General features: G+C 45.7%; 13 protein-coding genes and 3 tRNA genes. 7 read left to right on the plus strand and 9 right to left on the minus strand.

What is annotated here, in order from left to right; all coding sequences use genetic code 11:
- Positions 1 to 51: 51 nt before the first annotated feature.
- The 3 genes from FTU67_RS07670 to glyQ all read right to left on the minus strand — a co-directional run bounded on the left by FTU67_RS07670 (position 52) and on the right by glyQ (position 3,475).
- Complete coding sequence (locus FTU67_RS07670; protein ID WP_180006767.1) at positions 52 to 330, minus strand: AAA family ATPase; 279 nt, start codon at positions 328 to 330, stop codon at positions 52 to 54.
- An 86-nt stretch (positions 331 to 416) separates the two neighbouring features.
- Entirely contained in the window at positions 417 to 2,486 is a 2,070-nt protein-coding gene (gene glyS, locus FTU67_RS07675) for a glycine--tRNA ligase subunit beta (RefSeq protein ID WP_180006768.1), read from the minus strand.
- Positions 2,486 to 3,475 (minus strand): glycine--tRNA ligase subunit alpha, encoded by a 990-nt coding sequence (gene glyQ / locus FTU67_RS07680; protein WP_127801778.1) that lies wholly within the window; start codon positions 3,473 to 3,475, stop codon positions 2,486 to 2,488. The genes glyS and glyQ overlap by 1 nt, the downstream gene beginning before the upstream one ends.
- Before the next feature lie 480 nt (positions 3,476 to 3,955).
- Here glyQ and FTU67_RS07685 point away from each other — a divergent pair, with 480 nt between their 5' ends.
- Positions 3,956 to 5,086, plus strand: a complete 1,131-nt coding sequence (locus tag FTU67_RS07685; RefSeq protein WP_005181952.1) for an HPP family protein — start codon at positions 3,956 to 3,958, stop codon at positions 5,084 to 5,086.
- Between the two features lie 68 nt (positions 5,087 to 5,154).
- On the opposite strand, the gene FTU67_RS07690 is transcribed toward FTU67_RS07685, so the two are convergent.
- On the minus strand, positions 5,155 to 5,421 hold the full coding sequence (locus FTU67_RS07690) for a PspC domain-containing protein (protein WP_005181954.1): 267 nt from the start codon (positions 5,419 to 5,421) through the stop codon (positions 5,155 to 5,157).
- Positions 5,422 to 5,709: 288 nt separating this feature from the next.
- Between FTU67_RS07690 and FTU67_RS07695 the strand changes: the two genes are divergently transcribed.
- Positions 5,710 to 6,303, plus strand: coding sequence for a hypothetical protein (locus FTU67_RS07695; RefSeq protein ID WP_228289529.1), 594 nt, complete (start codon positions 5,710 to 5,712; stop codon positions 6,301 to 6,303).
- 125 nt (positions 6,304 to 6,428) lie between these two features.
- Here FTU67_RS07695 and FTU67_RS07700 read toward each other — a convergent pair.
- From FTU67_RS07700 to FTU67_RS07720, 5 genes are all read right to left on the minus strand, one after another.
- Positions 6,429 to 6,504, minus strand: a tRNA-Lys gene (locus FTU67_RS07700).
- A gap of 74 nt (positions 6,505 to 6,578) precedes the next feature.
- Positions 6,579 to 6,654, minus strand: a tRNA-Lys gene (locus FTU67_RS07705).
- A 20-nt stretch (positions 6,655 to 6,674) separates the two neighbouring features.
- Positions 6,675 to 6,750, minus strand: a tRNA-Lys gene (locus FTU67_RS07710).
- 130 nt (positions 6,751 to 6,880) lie between these two features.
- Positions 6,881 to 8,722, minus strand: coding sequence for a long-chain-acyl-CoA synthetase (locus tag FTU67_RS07715; RefSeq protein ID WP_168384441.1), 1,842 nt, complete (start codon positions 8,720 to 8,722; stop codon positions 6,881 to 6,883).
- A 170-nt stretch (positions 8,723 to 8,892) separates the two neighbouring features.
- Entirely contained in the window at positions 8,893 to 12,291 is a 3,399-nt protein-coding gene (locus FTU67_RS07720; protein WP_180006770.1) for an Rne/Rng family ribonuclease, read from the minus strand.
- A gap of 752 nt (positions 12,292 to 13,043) precedes the next feature.
- Between FTU67_RS07720 and FTU67_RS07725 the strand changes: the two genes are divergently transcribed.
- The 5 genes from FTU67_RS07725 (at position 13,044) to dmpG (ending at position 18,194) form a co-directional block, all read left to right on the plus strand.
- Entirely contained in the window at positions 13,044 to 14,006 is a 963-nt protein-coding gene (locus tag FTU67_RS07725) for an RluA family pseudouridine synthase (RefSeq protein ID WP_168417529.1), read from the plus strand.
- A 353-nt stretch (positions 14,007 to 14,359) separates the two neighbouring features.
- Positions 14,360 to 15,028 (plus strand): HAD-IA family hydrolase, encoded by a 669-nt coding sequence (locus tag FTU67_RS07730; RefSeq protein WP_179988473.1) that lies wholly within the window; start codon positions 14,360 to 14,362, stop codon positions 15,026 to 15,028.
- 415 nt (positions 15,029 to 15,443) lie between these two features.
- Positions 15,444 to 16,241 (plus strand): 2-keto-4-pentenoate hydratase, encoded by a 798-nt coding sequence (locus FTU67_RS07735; RefSeq protein WP_180006771.1) that lies wholly within the window; start codon positions 15,444 to 15,446, stop codon positions 16,239 to 16,241.
- A 25-nt stretch (positions 16,242 to 16,266) separates the two neighbouring features.
- Positions 16,267 to 17,163, plus strand: coding sequence for an acetaldehyde dehydrogenase (acetylating) (locus FTU67_RS07740; protein ID WP_180006772.1), 897 nt, complete (start codon positions 16,267 to 16,269; stop codon positions 17,161 to 17,163).
- An 11-nt stretch (positions 17,164 to 17,174) separates the two neighbouring features.
- Positions 17,175 to 18,194, plus strand: coding sequence for a 4-hydroxy-2-oxovalerate aldolase (dmpG, locus tag FTU67_RS07745; protein WP_160232107.1), 1,020 nt, complete (start codon positions 17,175 to 17,177; stop codon positions 18,192 to 18,194).
- The last annotated feature ends 452 nt before the right edge of the window (positions 18,195 to 18,646 follow it).

Raw genomic sequence — 18,646 nt, forward strand, 5'->3', positions numbered from 1 at the left:
ATAAATTTAATTTTGGATCAAAAAACAATCAAAACTTTTAAAATCATATAGTTATGAAATCTTTGTGCAACAAAGCCAATTTAATAAGTCATCTTTGATGTTGGTTAGGAGAGCTGTTACTTCTATGGGTTCTTCACAATTATTTGCATTTGCATAGTAGTTAAAAGATTTAACACTTAAGCCTTCTAAAAGAAATTTAATAGCCAAAAGAATATTTGATTTACCCGCATTGTTATAACCAATTAGAGCGGTGAAATTTTTTAAACATACCTGAGTATCTTTACATGACCTAAAATTCAAAATCTCCAATTCTTTAATAATTACACTCATTATCAGCCCTAATATATTGTTTATAAAAATAAAAAACCCCGCTAATGTTATAGCGGGGTTTCGTGTATTTTACAACCAATTAGTTTTTAGTGTTGAAGCACCGAAATATCCGCCACTTTCGTAAATAAGTTACGAAGCTGAGCAAGCAAGCGTAAACGGTTTGCTTTCAATTCAGCATCATCCGCCATCACCATTACACCGTCAAAGAACGCATCTACAGGCGCACGCAGTGCAGCAAGTGCAGAGAGCGCAGCAGTGTAGTCTTTAGCAGCGAATAATGGCTCAACTACAGGCGTGATTTTTGCAAGTTCAGCGAACAATGCTTTTTCAGCATCTTCCACCAGATTCGCTTCAACCACTTCACCAGCTGGTGCCGCTTCTTTGGCAAGAATATTGGCAACACGCTTATTCGCAGCAGCAAGTGCAGCCGCTTCAGGCAATGCGCGGAAGTGATTGACCGCATTGACACGCTTGTCAAAATCAAGCGGTGATTTTGGTGACAAGGCTTGAACGGCTTGAATCACGTCAACAGCCACACCTTGGTCTTCATATTTGGCACGGTAACGACCTTCAAGGAATGCAACCGCATCGTTTAAAGTCTTATCGTGATCTTTGAGTACATCGCCATACGCAGCTAAAGCAAGTTTGATCAAATCTTCGATTGAAACATCAAGCTCGTTTTCAGTCACTAGACGTAAGATACCAATTGCAGAACGACGCAGGGCAAACGGGTCTTTCGAACCTGTAGGCGCTTGACCAATACCGAAAATACCGGTGAGCGTATCTAAGCGGTCTGCAAGCGCAATGGTTGTACCTGTTTTGGTTTTCGGTAAAACATCACCTGCAAATTTAGGCAAGTACTGCTCGCCAAGTGCTTCAGCCACTTCATCATTTTCGCCTTCAAGACGTGCATAGTAAGTTCCCGCGATGCCTTGAAGTTCTGGGAATTCACCCACAAGCTCAGAGGTTAAGTCACATTTTGCCAGCAGGGCAGCTTTTTCAGCGTCAGCCGCATGTGCACCTGTAATTGGCGCAAGCGCAACAGCAAGTTTGGCAATACGTTCAGATTTGTTCCAAAGCGTACCCAATTCTGCTTGGAAGACCATGTTTGCCAATTTCTCTTTACGAGAAGCAAGCGGTTGTTTTTGGTCTTGCAGGAAGAAGAATTCAGCATCCGACAAACGTGGACGAACGACTTTCTCGTTACCTTCAATAATTTGTGACGGATCTTTCGACTCGATGTTTGACACCGTAATGAAGTACGGTTGCAGTTTATTATCGCTATTCACCAGGCAGAAGTACTTTTGGTTGTCCTGCATGGTGGTGATAAGAGCTTCTTGAGGAACAGCAAGGAAGCGTTCTTCGAAGCTGGCACGTAATGCAACAGGCCATTCAACCAGTGCAGTGACTTCGTCACGAAGATCCGCAGGCACAATCGCAATCGCATTCACTTCATCAGCAAGTGCTTTCACTTGCTGGTCGATGATGGCTTGACGCTCTTCAAAAGACGCAACCACATAAGCGCTACGAAGTGCATCTAAGTATGCATCTGCATTGGCCAGCGTAATCGCTTCAGGTGCATGGAAGCGGTGACCATACGTCACATTGCCAGCTTTATGATCTTGAATGGTTGCATCAACCACATCGTTGTCTTTCAGCAACACTACCCATTTTACAGGACGTACGAATTCAGTACGGCTTGCTGCAGAACGCATGCGTTTCGCGATTGGCAGGTTGTCCAAAGCATTTTGTAAAATTTGCGGTAACAGCGCATCCAGGCTTTGGCCTTTGACATCTTTTAAGTAGCACACTTTTTCAACTTTACCGGCCTGGAACGTCGAAACCTGATCAACCGTAATGCCTTGACCACGCATAAAGCCTTCTAAAGCTTTGGTTGGATTGCCTTCAGCATCAAACGCTGCTTGTTTTGCAGGGCCGTCAAAACGTTTTTGAGTGTCGGCTTGCGCGCCATCTACATTGACAATTTTAAGTGCCAAACGACGTGGTGCAGCATAGGCTTCGATTGAATCGAAAGCCAGACCTGCATCTTTTAAGCCTTTAACCGTTTCTGCCTGTAATGCATCACGTAATTTTTTCAGGCTTTTTGGTGGGAGTTCTTCACAGCCAAGTTCAAATAAAACAGTATGTTTAGACATTATTTGTTCTCCGCTGATTTTTCTGCTTGCGCGGCTTCCGCCTCAACCTGTGCTTTTAACTGTGCCAGAACTTCATCACGTAAATGCGGTTCTGCCATTGGGAAACCAAGCTCTGCACGTGCGGCCACGTAGCTTTGTGCAATGGCACGCGCCAATGTACGGACACGTAAAATATAACGCTGACGCTCAGTCACAGAAATCGCACCACGCGCATCAAGCAGGTTAAAGCTGTGTGATGCTTTCACCACTTGCTCATAGGCAGGAAGTGGCAGTTTCGCTTCCATTAAACGAGAGGCTTCTGCTTCATAGAAGTCGAACAGTTCAAACAGTTTGTCGACTGGCGCATATTCGAAGTTGTAAGTCGATTGTTCCACTTCGTTTTGATGGAACACATCGCCATAGGTGACCGTACCGAACTGACCTTTAGTCCAAACCAAATCATAAACTGAGTCGACACCTTGCAGGTACATCGCCAGACGTTCTAAACCGTAAGTGATTTCACCGGTGACCGGATAACATTCAACACCACCGACTTGCTGGAAATAAGTGAATTGCGTGACTTCCATACCATTCAGCCAAACTTCCCAACCTAAGCCCCAAGCACCGAGTGTTGGTGATTCCCAGTTATCTTCGACAAAACGGATGTCGTGAACCAAAGGATCAATCCCGATGGCTTTTAAAGAATCCAGATACAGCTGCTGGATGTTGTCCGGGTTTGGCTTTAATACCACCTGGAACTGGTAGTAGTGTTGCAAACGGTTCGGGTTTTCACCATAACGGCCATCTTTTGGACGACGTGAAGGTTGCACATAAGCGGCATTCCAGGTTTCAGGCCCTAATGCACGTAGGAAAGTTGCAGTGTGGAATGTTCCTGCACCCATTTCCATGTCGTAAGGCTGCAACACGACGCAGCCTTGCTCCGCCCAGTAATTTTGTAAGGCAAGAATTAAGCCTTGGAAAGTATCAATATGCGATATGGCGCGACTCATGGTCATCCACTTAAAATTAGAGAAAAATTGTGCTCAATTATAAGGATTTTGGCGGGAGGTAGCAAAGGTTATCCATACAATGCTGGCGCTTTGATCAGGAAGCGAAGCCTAACCGAAAAATCGCCATGAAAAATCAGTAGAGAAACCGACATTCGGTTGATCTGTCTATCCACAAAAAACGGATTTTGATCTGTAGGATTCGGGGAAAACCCAGCATTGTCATTTCAGTCATTTTTCTCAAAGATTGGTTTCATCTGGTGTATACAGCGCAATCATCTGCGCTGAACGGTGTATACGCAAAAACGATGTTTTTAAAATGAAGGGCTTATCAATTTTTTCTAAAAAGAGGATGATTCAGTGTGCCTATACTGATATACATCTCAACAGAAAAATTCATAATTATAAGATATAGAATGAATACATCTTATAAGCTGCTTCATTTTATAATGGCGGCCGTCGCCAAAATCACAAAGGATTCCCGTGTTTCATCCGCAATCTGAATGGTTAGAAATCTTAAAACCCAATTTCAAATTACTGCCGCTGAAAGAACGTCTGTTGTGCGGATTGGGTGCTTTGCTGGGCTTAAGTTTATCTTCACTGATCAGCTTATGGATTCTGGGCGATATTAATGCCTGGTATATCGCGCCGATGGGTGCGTCGTCAGTATTGCTGTTTGCGGTGCCGGCCAGTCCGCTGGCACAGCCGTGGAATATGGTGATTGGCAATACTATTGCCGGCATTATTGGTGTGACTTGTGCGCTGTATATTCCGAATCTGACCGAAGCCTTTAGTGTGGCGGTGGCCTTATCTATTATTTTAATGATGTCGACCGATTCGCTGCATCCACCGAGTGGTGCTGTGGCGATTACCGCAGTATTGGGCGGTGAGGCGGTCAGTGAACTGGGCTATTTATTTATCTTTTATCCGGTGCTGTTAAATTCGCTGTTATTGCTGTTGGTGGCAATGATGTTTAACCGACTGACTGGCAAGCAATATCCACACAAGGCCCAGCTGAACCTGCGTTCGCAAGACCCGACCCCGACCCAGAAAGTCACCATTCAGCCGCAAGATATTCATCATGTGCTGGAGCATCAGACCGAGCTGCTGGACATTAGTGAATATGACTTGCAGAAAATTATTCTGGAAGCGCAATATCAGGCCAATGCGCGTATGCAGGATGAAAACGTGCAGGAATGGCGCTGTGAAGATATCATGACCCATGATGTGATTACCTTGCAGCAGGATGATGATATCCAGCTCGCGCTAGACAAGTTCAAGCAGGTCAATTTAATGAGCTTGCCGGTGGTAAATGCCGAGCAGCAACTGGTCGGCACATTGGCACTGTATGAAGTGGTGGAATGGTTTAAACATGCTACTGATGTGCGGATGTCATGGCAGCATCAGGTCAAACACATTATGAACCGCAAGGTGGTGACGGTAAAACCACATCAGAGTATTGCCGATCTGGTCCCGTATTTTGTGGAACGTTCGTTTAACTATATTCCAGTGGTGGAACAGCAGCAGCTGGTCGGGATTATTAGCCGCGCCGATATGATTGCCGCCATGAACCAGCGTCTGATCTGGCTACGCAGCAAAACTACGGAAAGTTAAAGCCAGAAAAAAGAAGCTACGGTAATAGGGGGCCACCGTAGCTTTAAACTGTGCAAGAAAAATGAAGATTAACGGTAACTGTTCTGATCTTCATGAATGGTACGTACCGGATTGCGATAGCCATTCACGTGTTCAATTTCAGCTTTCTTTTTCGGCATCACCAGCCACAGTACCAAGTACACCAGAATACCCGGGAAGGCGGCACTCATAATGGATACCAACACAAAAATAATGCGGAGTAAATTTGCATTCCAACCAAAACGTTCAGCAATACCACCCATTACACCTGCAATCATGTTTGAGCGGTTAGAGCGGTATAAACCAACATTGGCCATTGAGGTCTCCTTAAAAAATAAAATGGTGAGTCAATCAACAACTCATAAAATAAAAATGGCGACCTATTTCCGTTTTTAAAGGGTCAATGCGCTATAAATCGTTAATTTATGTAAATAAAATGACACGGTATAAATATTGCGCTTTAAAATCTTGAAACAGGTCTACAAAAACTGTAGATTTGGGTGAAAATTCATGTAATTTCAATAGCTTCGCTGTGTGCCCATCAACCTGATGCAAAGGCATACGGTGGCTATTTTTATTGATACCCGGGAGACACCATATTGGCTGTGCATTGTTCGAAATGGTTATGGGGAATCTGTTGCCTGTCTTTGGCCGCTTGTGACCCGACGTTTAACAGTCAAGAAGAGGAGGCACAGCCGTTTACACCCGTGGCAGACCTGCAGGTGACGGAAGATGTGCCAAGTAAACGCCTGAGTGAAGTGGCTGGCCAACCGGTATTTCCATCTGCAAAAGATGCCGATAAAGCCGTGGTGCCGGAAGCGGCCTTGGCCTATTTCGGCCGGTATCAGGTAAAAATTAGCTGTGAAGATGCCTATGTCAAATGTGAGACCGGTACAGCCGATTTTATTCTGACTTTATTGCCCGATGGCACCGCACATCGTTCCATTGTCTATCTTGGCCGGGTCATGGCCGGTGCACAAATGAACTATCATCTGGATTACTGGATGTATGATGAAACCGCACACCAGATTATTGTGCATCGCAGTAATGGGGTGGAAATTTTTTATGATATTGATGACACGCAGAATCTACGCATGGATTTAGAAAAAATTGCCACAGTATCGACGGTAAATCAGCAGTATTTTTCCCGTAATCCTTTACCGGCACATGCTTATTATCTGGAAAAGTCGGCCGATTAAAAAAGCAGATTGAGCGTTCTTTCATCCACATTAATATTGAGGTTGTAGCGCAGATACGATGCAGCCCAGCATATAAATGTGCAATGCAGAGTAGGGAAGCGAAGATATTTATTTTGGAAGATAAATGGTGGGTCGTCCGCGACTCGAACGCGGGACCAACGGATTAAAAGTCCGCTGCTCTACCAACTGAGCTAACGACCCTGAGGAATAAAAAATAAGCTGCTTATTTTTTAATATGCAAGAACTGGAGTTTTTGCAGAGTTCCTAAGGAAAGATGGTGGGTCGTCCGCGACTCGAACGCGGGACCAACGGATTAAAAGTCCGCTGCTCTACCAACTGAGCTAACGACCCATCTTAGGCTTTCAAATGAGTGGTGGGTCGTCCGCGACTCGAACGCGGGACCAACGGATTAAAAGTCCGCTGCTCTACCAACTGAGCTAACGACCCATATCATTTGATGGAGCGTATTGTAGCAAGATCTCGTTTGAGCGCAAGTAAAAAATAAAAAAGTTGTCTATGTTTGATTATAAATGAAACAAATTCATGCTAGGGAATCAAAAAATAGACAACTTTGGGCTTAGAAGCGGTATTGATAGGTTTGAATCTGCTCGAAAATTTCCGGGGTTAGATCAGTATAAGCCGCTGCACCGGGCAGCAACACCAGCAAACGATCCGTGGTAGCTGCCGGATTAAATGCCTGTTCTTTGAGCTTGTTTTTCTGATATTTAAAAGTGCCGGTGGTTTCAACCTGGGCCTGAATCCGTAAAAATACCGGAACCGCATAGCCGGGCAGGGCCTGTTTAAACTGGCTCACCATCTGCTGCAGGTCATGTTCATCCAGTGTTGCATCGGTATTTAAGGTAATGGCCGCCATTCCGGCACGGCCATTGGTTTCTGGAATTTCTACGCCGTAAACCACCGCTTCGGCAATTTTCTCATAATCACAGAGTATATTTTCCACTTCGGTGGTGGAAACATTCTCACCTTTCCAGCGGAAGGTATCCCCGAGGCGGTCAACAAACTGGGCATGACGGAAGCCGATATTTCGTACCAGATCACCGGTATTAAAGTATTGATCGCCACGCTGGAAAACGCCTTTTAAAATCACCGCCTTGTTTTTTTCCGGATCAGTATAGCCATCAAATGGCGAACGGCGGGTAATTTTGCCAATCAATAAACCAACTTCACCTTTTTTGACTTTCTGGCACCAGCCGCGCGCATCCCGGACCGGTTCATTTTTTTCTTTATCGAAAGCCACAATCGCATAAGGGGTTGGAGAAAAACCAACGGTATTGTCAAAGTTAAAGATGTTGCTAAAGCCGACATTGCCTTCACTGGAGGCATACAGCTCCAGAATTTCTTCAATGCCAAAGCGTTGCTTAAACTTGTTCCAGATATTCGGGCGCATGCCGTTCCCAATCATTTTGGTAACACGATGGCCCTGATCCAGCGCGGATGGTGGTGCATCCATCAGGTAGCGGCACAGCTCGCCGACATAACCAATGGCAGAGGCATTAAATTTCTGTACATCTTTCCAGAAGCTGGAGGTGGAATATTTACGTCGAATTGCCAGGGTTGCGCTACCGGCAATTACGCCGCACCAGCACACCACAATACCAGTGGCATGATACAGCGGCAGGGTCACATACATGACATCTTTTGGATTCAGATTCAGTACATGGCCGTAGGTGCCATAGGCCAGGGTCCAGCGGCTATGGGTGAACACCACGGCTTTCGGCAGGCCGGTGGTTCCCGAGGTATAGATATAAAACAGGCCATCTTTGCCCTGGACGGAATGCGTGGTCGGCGGATTGAATTTCGGAAAATGGTCGATCTTTTCGGCCAGATTGTTAAAGCCTTTCGGAGCTTTGCCCGCATCGCGCTGGGTTTCCTGATCGGCAAACCAGTCCAGACGATCTGCCGGCAAATCCAGCGCCTGACGAATCTCCTCTACCGCAGCACGGCATTCTTCGCCAACAATTAGCGCGACCGGTTTGACCAGATTGATGCTATGGGTCAGCACCTTGCCGACCTGTGAGGTGTTTACCAGTGCAATGGTGACGCCAATTTTGGCCAGACCGATGATAGTCGCGATCAGTTCCGGGCGGTTTTCCAGCATTACCGCAATCACATCGCCTTTGCGTGCGCCTTGTGACAGATAATAGTGGGCAATCTGGTTGGCCCATTCATTCAGGGCTTTGTAGCTAAAGCGCTGCTCTTCAAACATTAAAGCCAGACCATGCGGATTACGTTTGACCGCTTTTTCAAAGGCAATGCCCAGACCGGCAGGGGTGGATGGCGTTCGTAAATAGGCTTGACTCAGACCCTGAATAAGATTCGGGACTTTGCCGATAAACTTTGGAATTTTGGCGGCGACATCGGCCAGACCAATAAGATCATGTTGTGTTGTATGGCTCATATGAATCCTATTTATTCTCGACATCCAATCTGTAGTTCTAGCGCATGAATATTGCACTTTAAGGTTTTAATCGTTTCGTTGTAGTGTAATCAACCTAATCTGACAAATTAACAAAAAAAATCCAGCCACCGAAATGACTGGATTTTTTTATTCACCTGCAAAAAAGCAAATTATGACTCAGTTGAGGTATTGGCTTTCTTTGGTGGACGGCCACGTGGACGACGCGGACGTGCCGGTTTTTCTTTCTCGGCCTTGTCTGCTGCGGCTTCTGGAGCTTCAGCTTCTGCATTTGCCGGTGCTTCGCTGGCATCTGCTGCATCAACTGGCAGTTCAGCCTGTACTGGTTGCGCTGCTTCAGCTTTCGCTGTTTCTTTAGCCGGTGCTTCGGCTGCAGCGCTTTCTTCAGTCGCCACTTCAGTTTCAGTCGCAGTGGTTTCAGCCGCTGGTGCTGCTTCAGTTGCTGCTGGCTCGGCAGTCGCTTCTACAGGTGCTGCTGTGCTGCTTGCAGCAGTGGCTTCTGTTGCTTCAGCTGCTTGAGCGTCCGCCGCAGTTTCTGCTGGTGCATCGTTAGCGGGTGCTTTTTCTGCTTCGTCGGCATGGGCCTGTTTGGCCTGTTCCAGCGCCTGTTCGGCAGCAAGTTTGGCTAAACGACGACGCTCACGCGGATCATTGGCCACACGTTTGACTGGCGCTGGTGGAGTCAGGTCCAGCACAGGAGCAGGTTCTGCTTCTGGCTCAGCTTTGCTGACTTCAACATCACGGGTCACAGGCTGCTTTTGGCTTTCTGCCGCAGGTGCTTGAGCGACCAGGCTGGCTGCATATTGTTCAGTGAACTTTTGCAGGGCGCGGTTAAAGGTTGGGATTAAACCAAACTGCTCAATCAGTACCGAGCAATCTTCACCATACACATGACGGATCAGGCTGCCTACCGTGTACTGCTGCAAGGCTGGAACCTGAGATGGTGACAGCTTTGGCGGCTGGTTTTGTTGCGCACGACCTTCACGTTGCTGGCGACGACGCTGACGCGGATCGTTGCTGGCGCGTTTCACCGGTTGCGATTTGTGCTCTTCAGCCACAATTGCCGCAGGTGCCACTTCTTCTTTTGGTACTGGTGCTTCTTCTACTGCTTCAGTGCTGGTCGCAACCGGAAGTTCAGCAGTTGCTGCAGGTGCAGCGGCTGTGTTCTGGTTTAGCGCGACAATTTCACTTTGTGCAGCATCAACATTCACCACCAGAGCAGTTGGCATCACGTCCTGACGTGGTGCATCCACCAGGTCCACTTTCAGGCCTTGTGCTTCAGCGGCTGGTGCTGCTGTAGCTGCTGCCGGTGCAGCCGTGTCATTCAGCACGCTGGCATCGCGGTGGCGATTTGGACGCTCTGGACGTTGCTGGTTACGACGGTCACGACGTGGCACAGCATCTTGCTGTTGCGCTTCGTTTTGCGTCTGTTCATTGTTGTTGTGCTGACGGCGGGAGTTGCGTTTGTTTTCACGCGCTTCCTGACGTTGCTCCTGACGTGACAGCTGCACCACTTCTTCGTGTACCTGATGCTGTGCTGGGCTGTTGTCATTCTGGCTGTTTTGCTCGCGCGGCTCTTTATGCTTGCTGCGCTTTTTGTTGTTGTGACGTGATGATTTTTCTTCACGTTCAGCCGGTTTTTCAGCGTGATCACGCTCATGCTTGGTCACAGTTGATGGGGCAAGATAAGCATTGCTGGTTGCTGCTGGTGCAGCCACAGGCGCCGCAGCTGCAATCTGACCGAACTGGCCACGGCTAACTGCGCCATTATTGACCATTTGCTCAATCGCTGCAGCCGCATTGTTGGCGCTACGTGACTGATCAACCGTGTTGGCCTGTTTTTGCACAAACAGGTTTTCTAACCATGCACATGGGCTAGCACTTGGTGCAGCGGCAGCAGGGGCCACTTGTGCAGGCGCAGCGGCTTGAGCTTTGGCTGGACGCTTCTGTTCCTTTTGCGGTGCTGCAGGCGCAGCTGCATGCTGAGCGTGCTGTTCTTCTTCTAAATGCCATTCAGAGGCTTCATAACCTAGTTCCTGTTCGCTTAAGCGGGTGGCTGCTGTGCGTTCATAGCTGGTTGGGGCAAAGCCTTCCGGATTGTAAGAGATTTCGTAATGTGGGGTTTCTAAATGCGGGTGCGGCAATACCGTTACACGTACATTTGAGGTTTGTTCAAGGTAAACCAGGCTGTGACGCTTTTCATTCAATAAGAATGCTGCAATTTCAACCGGTACTTCAACCTGAACTTCACCATGACGCTCACGTAGCGCAATCTCTTCCACTTTACGCATAATCGACAGTGAGAGAGAACGTAAGTCACGTACCATGCCGGTACCATGACAACGTGGGCAAACATAACCGGTCGCTTCTTCTAAAGATGGACGTAAGCGCTGACGGCTCATCTCCATTAAACCAAAGCGTGACAATTGACCAAACTGGATACGCGCGCGGTCGCTTTGCGTTGCTTCACGCAGCTTGGCTTCCACCATACGCTGGTTACGGTCTTTGGTCATGTCGATAAAGTCGATTACTACCAGACCACCGATGTCACGTAAACGTAACTGGCGTGCAATTTCTTCAGCAGCTTCCAGGTTGGTGTTTAGTGCGGTATCTTCAACGTCCTGACCACGAGTTGATTTTGCCGAGTTAATGTCGATTGACACCAATGCTTCGGTTTGGTCAATCACGATTGAACCACCTGAAGGCAGTTTGACTTCGCGTTCATAGGCGGTTTGAATCTGGCTTTCGATACCGAAATGCGCGAACAGTGGTTCATTTAGGGTATAGGTTTTTAACTTGTCGAGCTGACGTGGCATCACCGCTTTTACGAAGTTATAAGCTTCGTTATAGGCCTGTTCTGAGTCAATCAGGATTTCAGCCACATCATCACGCAGGTAGTCACGAATGGCACGCGTGACGACACCGGCTTCCTGATGCACCAGCATTGGCGATGGACCAGAACTTGAGGTGCTTTGAATTTGCGCCCACAGATCTAGCAGATGCTGTAAATCAAGTTGTAATTCTTCTTGAGAACGACCAATACCGGCAGTACGTACAATCACGCTCATACCGCGTGGCACGTTTAAAGAGGCCAGCATTTCTTTCAGTTCTTCACGCACTGAACCGGAAATCTGACGGCTGATACCACCCCCTTTCGGGTTGTTTGGCATCAGGACCAGGTAACGGCCCGCCAGTGAAATAAAGGTCGACAGGGCAGCACCTTTGTTGCCGCGCTCTTCTTTTTCTACCTGAACCAGCAGTTCGGTGCCTTCAGTAATCAGTTCGCGAATATTTGAAGTTTGACGAGGATCGGCCTTGTAGTAAGAGTTGGCAATTTCGCGCATCGACAGGAAACCTTGACGACCGGCACCATACTCAACAAATACAGCTTCTAAAGATGGCTCTACGCGAGTCACATGACCTTTATAGATATTTGATTTTTTTTGTTCACGGGTACGATTTTCTAAATCAAAATCGTAAAGACGCTGACCAGTGACAAGTGCAACGCGAATTTCTTCAGCATGTGTTGCATTAATCAACATACGTTTCATGGGTGTAACACCTTATAGTGATACACAGCAAAACATCGCTCTATACGTAGCGAGCATCAAACATCACGGATCATGGTTCAGATCTCAAATACAGCGGTCTGAACGTTTCTCTACCGGCCTGATAATCGGGTTTCGGTGGATGATTCACGTATTGATGATGTCAATACGGCTTCAATCTTTAAACGATTAAAGTCACCTGGTCGTTTCACTGGCGGACGAGCGGTACATTGGATGTGAGTAACTTTCACTGTCACATTGCTCAAAGATCATCCCTTCTTTTAGTCGAGTGTCTTGATACGGAATTATCGTCGTATCTTTACAATTTGTGCAGATCCAATGTATCAACGCTGTAGCCTGAATGCGACATCAGGGAACGACTAGTCTGATGTGTATCAGTTTACGTTTAAAAACCAACTTGAGGTTGGCGACATATTTTTTCAGGCAAACTGATTTATGTACCTTAAGTACAATTAAACGCAACAGTTTGCAGTTTTGCCGATATAATAAGCCTTCGGCGTCGGCATAATTCTTTTGGGACCTTTACGTGTTTAGTGGAGTGTTTGATTGAATAATCAACTTCAGTAAAAACCGAAATGACCCAACTTTTACCCACTTACGATGGTTTCCGTGCGCTGACTATATCAAACCTTGCATCATCTGCCTATGGGCTAAGCTTATGTTTCTTGTGTAAAGCATAGCCTAAATGATCAGTTTTTAATCAATTTTAGTATTTTATTAGGTCACTTAACTGTATGAATTCTACCCAACAATGGCAAAGTGTCACTTGGTTTGAAGTGGATGAGCATCAAGCGGGTCAACGCATCGATAATTTTTTGTTTAGTCGTTTAAAAGGGGTGCCTAAAAGTCGCATCTATCGTTTGATTCGCGAAGGGCAGGTACGGGTCAATAAAAAGCGTATTAAAGCAGAAACCAAACTCAATATCGGCGATCAAATTCGTGTAGCGCCTATTCGTTATGAGCAAAAAGACGACAGTGCTGCGCCTATTTCAGATAAGGTCGCACAAAGCTTATTAAGCCGTGTGATTTATGAAGATGAAGGCTTGATGGTGGTGAATAAGCCTTCGGGCATTGCGGTGCATGGCGGTAGTGGTGTCGCTTATGGTTTGATTGAGGGTTTACGTGCCGCCACAGGTAAAAAATATTTGGAGCTGATTCACCGTATTGACCGTGATACTTCGGGTTTGGTGATGGTATCTAAAAAGCGTAGCACCTTAAAAACGCTGCAGGACTTATTGCGCGAACATAAAATTCAAAAAACTTATGCGGCCATTGTTAAAGGGCAGGTGAGTTTAGATCAGCAATTGATTGACGCACCGTTGCATCGTTATGAATTGGCCAATGGTGAACGTCGAGTGCGTGTATCTAAAGAGGGTAAAGAATCCAAAACCCTGTGGAAGGTCGCAGAGCGTTTTATGCATGCCAGTTTGGTGTATGCATCGCCACTGTCTGGGCGTACCCATCAAATTCGTGTGCATGGTTTAAGTATTGGACATCCTTTGGTGGGTGATGATAAATACGGTCATCAAACTGAATACCGTGGTCCTGCACCACGTCGTTTGTGCTTACATGCTATGCGTTTGGAAATTCCAGGCTATCCTGTGATTGAAGCCCCTCTACCTGAAGATATGCAGAGTCTAGTGGCACAGCTTAGAGCGCAAAAGGCGGATAAGCCGACAGCACCACCTGAGTTTTAATTTTTGTCATTCTCAATTGTGTAATAGCAGTTCCCTTCTTTTTAAAGATGAGGAACATTGTTTCTCAAGACGGAGATTGGGCTTTCAGGGGTAATTCACAGCCACATTTTATAGTTTTTAATTTAAATTCTTGTTGTATAGGTTATGCCTTACTTTTCAAAGATGAAAAGTAACAAAAATCTTTTGTTTCGCTGATGGAACATCCCTGTGCCACAGCGAAACGGCGACATTCATGTCTCCCTTCGCGTATCGAATATTTGTTGTGATATATGTGCTGATTCTTGATCATTTATCCTTTTGAGTTAAGGTAAAGCGAGGGAATTTTAAAGCCGAATCAAATCTAGGAACCTAATATGAACAAACCTGTAGAACTCATCATTTTTGATTGGGATGGCACGTTATTTAATTCCGTCGGTCAAATTGTGGCGAGTTTGCAGTTTGCAGCACAACAATTTCAGCAGCCACTGACCGATGCTGCTGCCAAAAGTATTATTGGTTTGGGTTTGCCAGAAGTGGCGCAGCGCCTGTTTCCACAGGTGCCTGAACTGCATCAGGATATTTTGCAGTGCTATTCAGAACACTATGTGAAACACTCAAAAACTGATGTTTGGTTTGATGGTGTGGCAGAAATGCTAGATGAATTGTCAGGCTTAGGTTTGAAACTGGCCGTGGCAACAGGTAAAAGCCGTAAGGGTTTAGACCGTGTATTGGCTCAAACCAAAAGTCAGGATTTATTTGTGGCAACACGTGCAGCCAGTGAAACCAAATCTAAACCTGACCCTTTAATGTTGCAGGAAATTTTAAGCAGTACTCAGGTGCAGGTCGAGCAGGCTGTTATGGTGGGTGATACCTCTTATGATTTGGAAATGGCGCAGAATATTGCCATGCCACGTGTGGGTGTGAGCTATGGCGTGCATAGTGTAGAGGTATTGCAGCGTTATCAGCCTTTGACTATTGCACATGACGTACCGAGTTTGCATGCATTTTTATTGCAACAGTACCGTTTGCGTCGGGCAGGCTAAATTACAGCACAACAAAAAGGGCAGTTTGGCAGCAAGCAAGTTGCCCTTTTTTATTGAATATATTGTGCTGACAGGAAATGCTTAGCTTTTAGTCTAAAGTAAGGATTAAGACATTTTAAGATTGCTACAAATAGTCGAGTCATCTACTCGGAAAATAATAGTAAAGCCCGCAGGCAGCTGTTTTGATTGATTTTTACAAAAACAGACTAATAGCTAATAGCTATTGAAAAAAAGAAAATAAGTATTGGCATAAAAACGCCATTTTTCAGATGCTAAATCAGTTTATACATACCTCTGAGATGGACAGCTTATCACGCTGACGGTCAAGATCAGGGTCATGGTGCCTTTTCTTCTTTTATCACCTTTCCAACACCTCGGGGTATAAGCCCAATTTTTGCAGTTTAAGGAAACATTGATGTCGAATTCTGCTGTTGTTGAATCAGTTGCGCAAGCATTACGTACTGCCGAACTCTCTCAAACTGCGATCGCGCCAATCCGCCCAGAGCTTGGTGGTGAAAGTGCTGACGTAGATATTGCCTATGCCGTTCAAGAAGTGAATACCGAACGTGCCTTAAAAGAAGGCCGTCGTTTGGTGGGGCGTAAAATTGGTTTGACCTCTAAAGTGGTTCAAGCACAACTGGGTGTAGATCAGCCTGACTTTGGCATGTTGTTTGCCGATATGGCTTATGGCGATGGTGAAGCAATTCCTGCAGGTTTGCTGATTCAGCCTAAAGTAGAAGCAGAAATAGCGTTGGTGATTAACCAAGACCTGACCAAAGAAAAACATACCTATGCAGACATTATCAGTGCGACTGAATATGCCTTGCCTGCCATTGAAGTGGTCGATAGCCGTATTGAAAACTGGAAAATCAGTTTGATTGATACCGTGGCAGATAACGCATCTTCTGCTGCGTTTGTTTTAGGTTCACAACCCGTCAAGTTAGAAAATCTAGACTTGGTGAACTGCAAAATGGTCATGACACGTGGTGAAGAAGTTGTTTCTCAAGGCGTGGGTAAAGCATGTTTGGCAAACCCGCTCAATGCTGCGGTGTGGTTGGCCGATGAAATGGTACGCCGTGGTCGTCCATTGTTAAAAGGCGACATCATCTTAACAGGTGCTTTAGGCCCAATGGTTGTTGCGCATCCGGGTGAAGAATTCAAAGTTGAAATTGAAGGCTTTGGTTCAGTAACAGCTACGTTTGCTGCGGAATAAATCGAGATTCTAAGAGAGTACATGCATGAAAAAGATTAAATGTGCAATGATCGGTCCGGGTAATATTGGTACGGATTTGCTTTATAAATTGCAACGCAGTGAATGGTTGGAACCAGTATGGATGGTGGGGATTGACCCAACTTCTGAAGGTTTGGCACGTGCTGCAAAAATGGGTTTAAAAACCACAGCAGAAGGTGTGGATGGTCTTCTTCCTCACGTAATCGAAGATGACATCAAAATTGCTTTTGATGCGACTTCTGCGTATGTGCATGCAGAAAACAGCCGCAAGTTAAATGAACTTGGTGTGCTGATGATTGACTTAACCCCTGCGGCAATTGGTCCTTTCTGCGTACCACCTGTAAACCTTGAAGCCTTGCTACAAGCGGGCGAAGTGCCAAACGTTAACATGGTAACGTGTGGCGGTCAGGCAACAATTCCGATGGTTGCTGCAGTGTCTCGCGTTCAACCGGTTGAATACGGCGAAATCATTGCAACTGTATCAACGAAGTCAGTTGGTCCTGGTACGCGTAAAAACATTGATGAATTTACCCGTACGACTGCAGGCGCAATTGAGAAAGTTGGCGGTGCGAAACAAGGTAAAGCAATCATCATCATTAACCCTGCTGAGCCACCACTAATGATGCGTGACACTGTTCACTGTCTAGTTGAAGGCGAGCCGGATCAAGCTGCGATTACTGAATCTGTTCACGCGATGATCAAAGAAGTTCAAAAATATGTGCCAGGTTACAAACTGGTAAACGGTCCTATTTTTGACGGTAACCGTGTTTCTATCTTCCTTGAAGTAGAAGGTTTAGGTGACTTCCTGCCGAAATATGCGGGTAACCTGGATATTATGACTGCGGCAGCTGCACGTACTGCAGAAATGTTTGCAGAACACGTTTTCAACACTGCTGAAGCTTAAGGAGCAACCTCATGTCTAAGATTATTGTTCATGATATGACTTTACGTGATGGTATGCACCCGCAGCGCCATCAAACCACTGTTGAGCAAATGATTGCGATTTCAACAGCACTTGATGATGCAGGCGTACCTTTAATTGAAGTAACACACGGTGACGGTCTTGGTGGTTCATCGGTTAACTACGGTTTTGCGGCAGCAACTGACGAAGAATACTTGTCTGCTGTTGTGCCACGTATGAAGAATGCCAAAGTTTCTGCATTGCTTTTACCGGGTATTGGTACGGTTGATCATTTGAAAATGGCACATGAAATTGGTGTATCGACTATTCGTGTTGCAACACACTGTACTGAAGCGGATTGTTCGGAACAGCACATTACCGCTGCACGTAAATTAGAAATGGATACAGTGGGCTTCTTGATGTTAGCGCACATGGCTTCACCTGAAAAATTGCTAGAAGAAGCGAAAAAGATGGTGTCTTACGGTGCAAACTGTATCTATGTGACGGATTCTGCGGGTTATATGCTTCCTCAAGATGTGATTGATCGTGTAGGACATTTACGTCAACATTTGGACCCAAGCATCGAACTCGGTTTCCACGGTCACCACAACTTAGGTATGGGTGTATCAAATACGGTTGCTGCGGTTGAAGCAGGTGCAGTACGTGTGGACTTGGCCTCTGCAGGTCTTGGTGCGGGTGCGGGTAACACACCGCTGGAATTGTTCATTGCTGTAGCGAACCGTATGGGTATGGATACAGGCGTTGACCTGTTCAAAGTACAAGACGTTGCTGAAGACCTTGTGATTCCAATGATGCACAACCCAATTCGTGCAGACCGTGATGCGGCAACTTTAGGTTATGCGGGTGTTTACTCTTCATTCCTGTTGTTTGCAAAACGCGCTGAAGCGAAATATGGCGTGTCTGCGCGTGAAATCCTGATGGAACTGGGTCGCCGTGGTACAGTCGGTGGTCAGGAAGACATGATTGAAGACCTGGCGCTTACTATGTCTAAAGCACGTGAAATGCAAGCTTAAGTTTTAATTTTAAAACTGGCTTAAGCAAAGCACTCCAATATATTTGGGGTGCTTTTTTTATTGGTGTGATTGAGTTGCTTAATATCACACTTTAAAAATAAATCCGGATTTAAAATCACACAGATCAATGTATTTAAAACGCATCTTATTTTTATATAAAAAGTCTTTTAAATGATCAGCCGAGATTTATTTTAAAAGGATGGAGAAGGGGGAATGGAAAGCTAAGGGATTTAAATTAGGGGAAAAGCTGAATTGTTTTAAATATTAAATTTTTTATAAATAATACTGATAGTTAAAAGCTATTAGTTAAAGTGTTAATGTTAAAACCAATAAATAAAGCCTAAAAACTCAGAATAAATAAAAAATACAGTGAAAAATAATATGAATAACAGGGGTTTATATTTACAGGGTGGAGAGTATTTAGCAGGGAAATGATTGCTGAAATATCTTAA

The sequence above is a fragment of the Acinetobacter sp. YH12132 genome, assembly GCF_013418645.1.
GTDB classification, from domain to species: Bacteria; Pseudomonadota; Gammaproteobacteria; order Pseudomonadales; family Moraxellaceae; genus Acinetobacter; species Acinetobacter indicus.

Excerpts from the sequence above, each read along its gene's own strand:
- FTU67_RS07670 (WP_180006767.1), bottom strand. The coding sequence starts at position 330 with ATGAGTGTAATTATTAAAGAATTGGAGATTTTGAATTTTAGGTCATGT.
- glyS (WP_180006768.1), bottom strand. The coding sequence starts at position 2,486 with ATGTCTAAACATACTGTTTTATTTGAACTTGGCTGTGAAGAACTCCCA.
- glyQ (WP_127801778.1), bottom strand. The coding sequence starts at position 3,475 with ATGAGTCGCGCCATATCGCATATTGATACTTTCCAAGGCTTAATTCTT.
- FTU67_RS07690 (WP_005181954.1), bottom strand. The coding sequence starts at position 5,421 with ATGGCCAATGTTGGTTTATACCGCTCTAACCGCTCAAACATGATTGCA.
- FTU67_RS07715 (WP_168384441.1), bottom strand. The coding sequence starts at position 8,722 with ATGAGCCATACAACACAACATGATCTTATTGGTCTGGCCGATGTCGCC.
- FTU67_RS07720 (WP_180006770.1), bottom strand. The coding sequence starts at position 12,291 with ATGAAACGTATGTTGATTAATGCAACACATGCTGAAGAAATTCGCGTT.
- FTU67_RS07725 (WP_168417529.1), top strand. The coding sequence starts at position 13,044 with ATGAATTCTACCCAACAATGGCAAAGTGTCACTTGGTTTGAAGTGGAT.
- FTU67_RS07730 (WP_179988473.1), top strand. The coding sequence starts at position 14,360 with ATGAACAAACCTGTAGAACTCATCATTTTTGATTGGGATGGCACGTTA.
- FTU67_RS07735 (WP_180006771.1), top strand. The coding sequence starts at position 15,444 with ATGTCGAATTCTGCTGTTGTTGAATCAGTTGCGCAAGCATTACGTACT.
- FTU67_RS07740 (WP_180006772.1), top strand. The coding sequence starts at position 16,267 with ATGAAAAAGATTAAATGTGCAATGATCGGTCCGGGTAATATTGGTACG.
- dmpG (WP_160232107.1), top strand. The coding sequence starts at position 17,175 with ATGTCTAAGATTATTGTTCATGATATGACTTTACGTGATGGTATGCAC.